This is a genomic window from Flavobacterium branchiophilum NBRC 15030 = ATCC 35035, from assembly GCF_002217205.1.
GTDB classification, from domain to species: Bacteria; Bacteroidota; Bacteroidia; order Flavobacteriales; family Flavobacteriaceae; genus Flavobacterium; species Flavobacterium branchiophilum.
Genome location: NZ_MUGT01000191.1, coordinates 1 through 8,803, shown reverse-complemented (window position 1 = coordinate 8,803; position 8,803 = coordinate 1). Strand labels below are relative to the sequence as shown.

6 protein-coding genes are annotated in these 8,803 nt (G+C 33.4%); 1 reads left to right on the top strand and 5 read right to left on the bottom strand.

What is annotated here, in order from left to right:
• Window positions 1–46 precede the first annotated feature (46 nt).
• Window positions 47–1,501 (top strand): nicotinate phosphoribosyltransferase, encoded by a 1,455-nt coding sequence (locus tag B0A58_RS15645; RefSeq protein ID WP_089081814.1) that lies wholly within the window; start codon window positions 47–49, stop codon window positions 1,499–1,501.
• A gap of 602 nt (window positions 1,502–2,103) precedes the next feature.
• On the opposite strand, the gene B0A58_RS15640 is transcribed toward B0A58_RS15645, so the two are convergent.
• The 5 genes from B0A58_RS15640 to B0A58_RS15620 form a co-directional block, all read right to left on the bottom strand.
• Window positions 2,104–2,808 (bottom strand): response regulator transcription factor, encoded by a 705-nt coding sequence (locus B0A58_RS15640; RefSeq protein ID WP_014084365.1) that lies wholly within the window; start codon window positions 2,806–2,808, stop codon window positions 2,104–2,106.
• Between the two features lie 3 nt (window positions 2,809–2,811).
• Window positions 2,812–4,395, bottom strand: a complete 1,584-nt coding sequence (locus tag B0A58_RS15635) for a sensor histidine kinase (protein WP_089081813.1) — start codon at window positions 4,393–4,395, stop codon at window positions 2,812–2,814.
• A 127-nt stretch (window positions 4,396–4,522) separates the two neighbouring features.
• On the bottom strand, window positions 4,523–5,104 hold the full coding sequence (coaE, locus tag B0A58_RS15630; RefSeq protein ID WP_089081812.1) for a dephospho-CoA kinase: 582 nt from the start codon (window positions 5,102–5,104) through the stop codon (window positions 4,523–4,525).
• Window positions 5,104–6,102 (bottom strand): glycosyltransferase, encoded by a 999-nt coding sequence (locus B0A58_RS15625; protein WP_089081811.1) that lies wholly within the window; start codon window positions 6,100–6,102, stop codon window positions 5,104–5,106. The genes coaE and B0A58_RS15625 overlap by 1 nt, the downstream gene beginning before the upstream one ends.
• Before the next feature lie 88 nt (window positions 6,103–6,190).
• On the bottom strand, window positions 6,191–8,617 hold the full coding sequence (locus B0A58_RS15620) for a T9SS type A sorting domain-containing protein (protein ID WP_089081810.1): 2,427 nt from the start codon (window positions 8,615–8,617) through the stop codon (window positions 6,191–6,193).
• Window positions 8,618–8,803 lie beyond the last annotated feature (186 nt).

Sequence of the window (8,803 nt, the reverse complement as noted above, 5' to 3'; positions counted from 1 at the left end):
CATCCGTGCAATTTTGGCATAAAAAATTTAATCAAAAACCAAACCCATGAACCCACTACTCCTAACAGACGGCTACAAAGTCGATCACCGCAGACAGTACCCAAACGGGACCACATTAGTATATTCCAACTGGACACCTCGCAAAAGTCGTATTGAGGGTGTTGATGAAGTGGTCTTTTTTGGCTTGCAATACTTCATCAAAAAATACATTTTGGAAGACTTTGAAACCCATTTTTTCAAGCAACCCAAAGAAAAAGTCGTTGCCCAATACGCCCGAAGAATCAACAACTACCTGGGCGAAAACCAAGTAGGAACCAAACACATCGAAGACCTGCACGATTTAGGCTATATCCCAATGGTTATCAAAGCTTTACCCGAAGGAGCTAGCGTGCCAACACGTGTGCCAATGTTCACGATGTACAACACCTTGCCCGACTTTTTTTGGCTCACCAACTATTTTGAAACCCTCGTTTCTGCTGTTATTTGGATGCCTTGCACCTCCGCAACTATTGCCAAACAATACCGAAAAGTGTTGGATCATTTTGCTGCCGAAACATCAAGTTTACCCGAGTTTGTAAACTGGCAAGGACACGATTTTTCGATGCGTGGCATGGCAGGAATCGAGGCCGCAACTTGCTCTGCCATGGGGCATTTGTTGAGTTTTAATGGCACCGACACCATCCCTGCAATTGATTTGCTGGAGCAGTATTACAACGCCAATTCCGATGCCGAACTCATTGGTGGCTCTGTTGCCGCTACCGAACACAGCGTGATGTGTATGGGCACCATCGAAGACGAAATTGGCACGTTCAAAAGATTGATTTCAGAAGTGTATCCAAAAGGCATTGTTTCTATCGTTTCAGACACTTGGGACTTGTGGAAAGTGCTCACCGACTATTTGCCAAAACTCAAAAACGAAATCTTAAACCGTGAGGGCAAAGTAGTAATCAGACCCGATAGTGGCGACCCAGTGGATATCATTTGTGGCAATCCCAACGGAAAAAACAGCCACGAAATCAAAGGCGTTATCGAGTTGCTTTGGGACACTTTTGGCGGCACAACAAACCCCAAAGGCTACAATGAATTGGACCCACACATTGGCGCTATTTATGGAGACAGTATCACTGTGGCTCGAGCAACACAAATTTGCGAACGCCTGCAACAAAAGGGGTTTGCCTCCACCAATGTTGTTTTGGGCATCGGTTCGTTTACCTACCAATACAACACCCGCGACACGTTTGGGTTTGCCATGAAAGCCACTTATGGCGAAGTAAACGGCGAGGGAAGAGCCATTTTCAAAGACCCCATTACCGACGATGGTACCAAAAAATCAGCCAAAGGATTGATGAAAATAGAGCGACAAAACAACACCTACGTCCTAAAAGATGAGGTAAGTTGGGATGAAGAACAACAAGGCGAATTGAAAGAAGTTTTCAGAGATGGAAAACTACTCCTGGATCAAAATTTTCAAGAAATCCGAGCGAGATTACAAGAAAAATAAGTATTTTTAGGAGCTATTTCCCGCTATCCATTACAAGTCCACCACAAAAAAAGGGGTGGTTCTAAGACAAAAAAAGAGCTTCTTAGGTCGCTTTTTTTTGTCAAGAACCACTCCCTTTTACTTGCGGCGTCCTTTCCATTACTATCGGGGCTAGGGCATTGATTTTAAAAATAAAATAAAAGTTCTATTAGAGGCAATTGCATATTTATACTTCAAATTTCAAAAAAACAATATCTGTTTTAATAAAAAATTAATTACAAATTATATACACATCATAGTCCAAAAAAAATCTTTTTAATTGTAAAATTCAAATCAGTGTATCAGTGGCAAAAAAAAAAATCCATGCAATTTTAGCAAAACAAATAAAACATCTGTGCATCTGTGGCAAAAAAAAAAATCCATGCAATTTTAGCAAAACAAATAAAACATCTGTGCATCTGTGGCAAAAAAAAAAATCCATGCAATTTTAGCTAAACAAATAAAACATCTGTACATCCGTGGCATAAAAAAAGTAAACCTTCCGTACAATTCTGAAAAAAAATCAGTGCATTTGTCGCAAAAAAAAGAAAAAGGCTGCTCAAAGTGGCAGCCTTTTTATGGTATTACTTTTTTACAACTAATCTAAAACCCTCACCGTGAATATTAAAAATTTCAACATTTGGATCTTGTTTTAAGTATTTACGTATTTTTGCAATATATACATCCATACTTCTTGAAGTAAAATAATTGTCATCTCTCCATATTTTGGTCAATGCCAACTCCCTAGACAACAAATCGTCTTCATGCAAAATTAACATTTTCAACAATTCGTTTTCTTTTGGCGAAAGCTTCACAGGATCTTGGCCTTTGAAAGATAAAAATCTTAATTTAGAATTCAAATTAAAATCACCAATTTGAAATTCAAATTTGGTATTTTCAGTTTTAGCATCTTGAGACTTGCGTTGCATGATGGCTTTAATTTTCATCAACAAAACTTCAGAATCAAATGGTTTGTTCAAATAATCATCTGCTCCTACTTTGTAACCTTTCAATACGTCTTCCTTCATAGATTTTGCAGTTAAAAATACAATAGGTACTTCCGTATTTTTTTCTCTAATTTCTTTGGCAAGGGTATAGCCATCTTTATAAGGCATCATGACGTCCAGGATGCACAAATCAAAATTGTCTTTTTTGAATTTTTCAAAACCTTCCATTCCATTTTTGGCCAATACTACATCAAAATCGTTTAAGATTAAGTAATCTTTTAAAATAGCACCAAAATTCTGATCATCTTCTACTAATAGGATTTTTTTATTTACAGCTTCCATATATTAATTTATTAAGGGGATTTTTATAATAAAGGTAGTTCCACTACCCTTTTCACTTTCAACATAAATTTGACTATTATGGTCGTCAACTATTCTTTTTACATAAGCCAAGCCCAGTCCGTGTCCTTTTACATTATGAACATCGCCAGTGTGTTCTCTATAAAACTTTTCAAAAATACGTTTCTGAGTAGCTTTATTCATGCCTATTCCATTGTCTTTTATTTTGACAATTACAAAATCTTTAATGTTTTCTGTTGCAATATGAATAACGGGGTTTTCGACAGAATATTTTATGGCATTGTCTAAAATATTAACCATAACATTCGTAAAATGGACATCATTTAACAAAGCAACGTTGCGGGTTGATTTGAAATTTGTGATTATCTTCCCCCCCCTATCTTCTAATATCAAATGCACATGATCAATAGCGTCTTCTATAATTTCCTGTATATCTAGTGGTTCTTTGTTTATTTCTAATTCTTTCTTTTCTAATTTTGATATTCGTAATACATTTTCAACTTGAGCATGCATCCTTTTATTTTCATCTCTAATCATTTGCAAATACCTCAAAATCGTATCTTTGTTATCTATCACTTTGGGGCTTTTAATTGCATCTAAAGCCAAATTGATGGTAGCAATTGGGGTTTTAAACTCATGCGTCATGTTATTAATAAAATCTGTTTTGATTTCAGATATTTGCCGTTGTTTGATTAATTGATTTAATGCACTTGAATAAGCAATAATAATAATGATCGTAAAAACAATTGACAATAATGTAATAGCGGCAAGTTCTGAAAACAAGTATTTTTTCTTGTTTGGAAAACTCAAAAACAATTTATATTTTTCGTTGCCATCGCTATCTACAAAAATAGGTATCGAAAAAGTAGCATTTTCCTTAACTTTAAAATTTTCAGACTTGATTTCGGTCAATTTGGAATTTTCATATATCCCAAATTCAAAATGGGTTTTTACACCATTTTCTTGCAACTTCTGGGCTAAAATCTCTGTCAATTTGTCTTTAGAAATTCGTTCTTGTATAGGTAGTACAGACGAAATATCTTTATATGCTATTTCAAATTGTAAGTTTTTTAACAAATCTAAACTCCCCGTTTTTTGAATGGTAACATCGGGAGTCAAATTTGTTTTAGTCAAAGAATTATCTAAAACACTGCCTGAATAGACTTCTGTTTTTCTTTTTGCTGAAAAATTCAACAATTGTAAACTGTCTTTCTTTAAATTAAATAAAGAGGGGTTCAAGTTGTAATTTTCGGATATTATGCTATTTGAATATACGATCGTTTCGTTTGTAACATTATTCTTTTGAACATAATAAAACTGCAGTAAATCTTTTTTTTCTGGTATTTTACCCGTGCTGTCCTTTAATTTTTCGTATTTATTTATAAAACTTTTAAGTTCTTTTTTATCTAAATCATGCGAAACATCTGCAATTACTTTTTGAATATGAAAATTAAATTGCTCATCATTATTTTCAAATGATGTTTTGAACCAATACAACTGTACAAGTATAATGCCAATTAAGGAAATACTCATCAAAAATACTAATAGTCTAAAAAAAAGTTTGTTCATCAATTGGAATTATAAATTGAAAATATTACTTGCAAAATTTGTGCCAAAATGTTTAATTTTAACAATAACAAATTTACAAATTTAACATTTACAAAAAATGATATTAACCAAAGATTAACAATTTGATTTATTTAAGTTGCTTGATTATATCTCTAACTTGTTGATTTAAGGTACTTAAGTCTGTATTTTCAATAATAAAATTGCTCTTTTCAATTCGTTGTTCGTCTGTCCATTGATTGTTTATTCGTTCTAAAACGGCCGTTCTAGTGGTATGATCTCTTTGTATTACCCTTTGAATTCGGGTTTCGAGCGGACAAATTACCGTAATAATCAAATCACAATCTTTGTAACTGCCGCTTTCAAACAAAATGGCTGCTTCTTTTATGATATAGCGTGCCGAAGGGTATTTGAGTAACCAATTTTGAAAATGAATTTGCAAGGCAGGATGAACAATTGCATTTAATAACGCTAATTGTGTTGGGTTTTTAAAAACTAAGGAAGCTAATTTGGCTCTATTCAATTGATTGTCTTCTATAACTTCGTTACCAAAAGTTTGGACTATTTGAGCTAATATTTCAGGTGAGTTGGTCAATAATTTGGCCTGATCGTCAGCAATATATAATGGAAAGCCCATTGTTTCAAAAAGTTTGGCAACTGTCGATTTGCCACTGCCAATACCACCTGTTAGTCCAATTATTTTTGGTTTCATTATATTTTGTAAAAAAGTTCAGGAAAAGCTTCTTCTGGTGTTTGTTTTTTAATATTTAATTTATAATATGATTTAATAAAACCATATCCGTAGCCAAAAAACTGTTTCCATGTTGCAATTACTGACAAATATCCAATAATTACACTTCTGTTTTGAATAGAAGAAACAATAAAAATTAAGACAAAATAAAAGAAATATAATTTTATAAAAATGTCTAACAAAAAGAACAATGCTATAATTGATAAATAAAATCCTATTACAAAAAAAGCAGGAACAAAATAAGTGATTTTACTATAGTTAGGATGCCATAAATTTAAAATTGGTCTTACTTTACCAAATTTTTTTACCTGAATATAAAATTTATCCCAATTAATTCTGCGTTTATGAAAAACGGCAGCCTCTGATACAAGTTTTGTTTTATAACCTAATTTCCAAAGTCTGATAGACAAATCAGGGTCTTCGCCTGGGTGTATATTTGAAAAACCTTTTGAAGCGATGAAGGCTTTTTTGGAAATACCCATATTAAAACTTCTGGGCTGAAAAGTATCAATTTTTTCAGATCCGCCTCTAATGCCACCTGTGGTTAAAAAAGAGGTCATTGAAAAATTTATCGCTTTTTGAATAGCCGTAAACGATTCGTGAGCAGTATCTGGACCTCCAAAACAATCTACATATTGGTTTTCTAAAGACGTAGCCACTGTTTGCAAATAATGGTTTGGAATGATACAATCTGAATCAAATATGATAAAATAGTCTCCTTTTGCAAGATTCATTCCAAAATTTCTTGAATCGCCAGGGCCCGAATTGTATTTTAAATAATATGCAATGTTCATTTTATCTTCAAATTGATGTACAACATTTTGACATGGAATCGTTGATCCATCTTCAATGATGACAATTTCAAATTCATTTTTGTACTGTTGATTAGCAAGACTTTCTAACAATTCTTGAATTTCATCGGGTCTGTTGTAAACAGGAATAATAATTGAAAAAAACATGTGCTTTATTTTTTAAACGGCAAATATACGAATTTTATAAAAAACAAAAGCCACTCTTGGAGTGGCTTTTGAAAATTTTAAAATTTAATTATTGTTTTAAAACCTTAATTGTTTTTGTTTGATTGTCTGACGTTACTTTAAGGATATATGATCCTGCACTTAAATGAGACATATCTACTTGTGATTGGGTCGTATTTGTATTTTTTGTTAATACTTCTTGACCTAATAAATTATAAATTGCAATGCGATCGATATTTTTGAAATATGAAATATTTAATACATCTTTGATTGGATTTGGATACACTACATATTTTTGATCTTCAAAAGTTTCATTTGCTAAATTGGCTGATATGGCAATGTCATCAACATATAAATTAAATTGATCGGCAGCAGAATAGGCATTGAAACCAAAATAATAAACACCTGTTGTTGGTGGTGTAAAAGTAACAGTATTTGTAGTAGCAGCACTTGTATTGATAGTTGGGTGATCTGCTAATACAGTAGTCATTCCAGTAGCTGACGCAGTAGTTCCGTAAGCTATTTTAAGCTTTTCGGTATAAGTTGTACTGTTATTTCCATATTTATACGAAATATCATAAGCAGTACCTCCTGTTAAATTGATACCCGCAGTAAAAAACCAAGCATTGGCAGCATTTGCACTATTATAAGCATATTGCAAAGTTCTATTGGTAAAACCGTTTCCAGGATTGTTTACTATTGTCCAATTGTTTCCTGTTCCTGCATTTTGTGTGGTAGTACAAATTGGTGCAGTTGTTCCTGTTGTACCTTCAAAATTCATTGTATATGGAGCATCATAAGTACTACATGCCGCTGCAAACAAAGTAGTTTGAGACCAAGAAGACATTGTAGCAGTTGCACATAATGAGTTTACCCAAATATAATAATTAGTAGCAGCTGTAAGTCCTGTAAGATTTACCGTAGTTGTACCTGCGGCTACTGTTCCAGTTGGTGTTGTAGTATCTGTTGGTGCAGTACTTGAAGTACTTAAATAATAAGTATAGCCGTTTGCTGGTGCATTTGCTGGTGCGGTCCAAGAAATAGTTGCTCCAGTTGTAGTGATATTGCTAACCATAATTGCTGTTGGTTCTGTACAAGCTGGAGTAGTATCTAGTTTAAAATCATCAAAAGCAACATACCATGGTGCTAAACTTGATTGGTTTACTCTTATTGCAAAGTAATAAGTTCCAGAAGTTGTAGGAACAAATGTTCTTTTCATTTTTACATAAGGTTGAATTGAAGCACTTGACCCTCCTGCAGGAGAATAAGTTGCTCCCAATTGAGTTGCTGATGTAGCATCTATTTGAGTGTTATAAAACATATCTACATTCCAACCACTATAACCATCGCCTTGTACAAATGTACTAAAATCATAAGATGTTCCAGCTACTAAATCAAAACCTGGTGTCCAAATATATTCATTAGTTGCACTATAAGCGTCTCTCAAATAATTTGCACCTGAATTAGGAGTATTGTAAATAGTTTCATTTGATGTGGCCCAATCACCATTTTGTTTTACCCAACAAGTTGGGAAATTGGTTGAGCCTAAAGTTGTTAAGCTATCAAAATTTTCTGTCCAAGGTAATGTAGTGATAGGGTTACATTTTGTTCTAAAACTCTGACTAACAGACCATGGTGATTTACTAGAAGTGCTACATACAGAACGAACCCAAATAGTATAAATAGTGTCTGGTGCTAAAGCAGTTAAATTTGAAGTTGCTGTAGTTGCAGTACCTGTTGCAACAGTAGCATCTGTTGGGGCAGTTCCAGTAGTGTTGTAATAATATTCATACCCACTTGCTGGTGCTGTAGCTGGTGCAGTCCATGCAATAGTGGCGGTAGTATTTGAAATATTAGAAAACACTACTACTGTTGGTGCAAAACAAGTAGCAATATTTCCAATGGCTATTAACTGTGGTTTTTTGTTGAGCAAAGTTCCTGATGTAGTAGGACAAGCAGCTGTACCATCACTAATATAAGAATTTGAACTCGCATAACTAGTATTGGTAAAAGTTGTAACTACATTTGTAGTATAAGCTCCTGTAGTAGCCCCTTCGCAAATTTCAATAATAATGTTTGATGTACCGTCCCATGCAAATGGTGTTGTTAGGGTAAACATTACAGCTCCCGTGGCACTTGGAGTAAAATCTGTTGGACCATAAACTACGCTTGTACCTGTTTCAAAGGTAGTTGTAAGTGCTGCTGTTGTAGTGCTTTTCATCGAAATAGTGTATCCCTCTTCTAAACCACTAGTACCAATAGAAGTAGCATTCCAACCAATGGCGGTAATATTTCCTGCTACAAAACCTGCTGCTGATAATTCTGCTGCAGTATAAAGGTATTGTGTACGTGAGTTTTTGTAATAATCTTGCAAAGGTGCTGGATTAGAACTTGTGGTGTTGGCACCATCATTTGTGCCAACTGTTAAAGTACCTGTTTGTGCAAAACCGATACAAAAAGTAAAGAATAATGCAAAAATTAGTGTAATTTTTTTCATAAATGTTTGTCTTTTAAAATTTTGTTAAAATTATACATTTTTATCAAAATCACAAAATTATGATGTAAAATTTAATTTTATTTTTTTTTAATGTTAAAAAATTAAAAGAAACACAATAAAACAAAAAAACATATACTTAAAAATAATACAAAATTTTTAAAATAAATTACAATTTTATTTATTTTT

What these genes read in the sequence shown, in the direction of transcription:
- B0A58_RS15645 (WP_089081814.1), top strand. Translation starts at nt 47, where the DNA reads ATGAACCCACTACTCCTAACAGACGGCTACAAAGTCGATCACCGCAGA.
- coaE (WP_089081812.1), bottom strand. Translation starts at nt 5,104, where the DNA reads ATGAAACCAAAAATAATTGGACTAACAGGTGGTATTGGCAGTGGCAAA.
- B0A58_RS15625 (WP_089081811.1), bottom strand. Translation starts at nt 6,102, where the DNA reads ATGTTTTTTTCAATTATTATTCCTGTTTACAACAGACCCGATGAAATT.
- B0A58_RS15635 (WP_089081813.1), bottom strand. Translation starts at nt 4,395, where the DNA reads ATGAACAAACTTTTTTTTAGACTATTAGTATTTTTGATGAGTATTTCC.
- B0A58_RS15640 (WP_014084365.1), bottom strand. Translation starts at nt 2,808, where the DNA reads ATGGAAGCTGTAAATAAAAAAATCCTATTAGTAGAAGATGATCAGAAT.
- B0A58_RS15620 (WP_089081810.1), bottom strand. Translation starts at nt 8,617, where the DNA reads ATGAAAAAAATTACACTAATTTTTGCATTATTCTTTACTTTTTGTATC.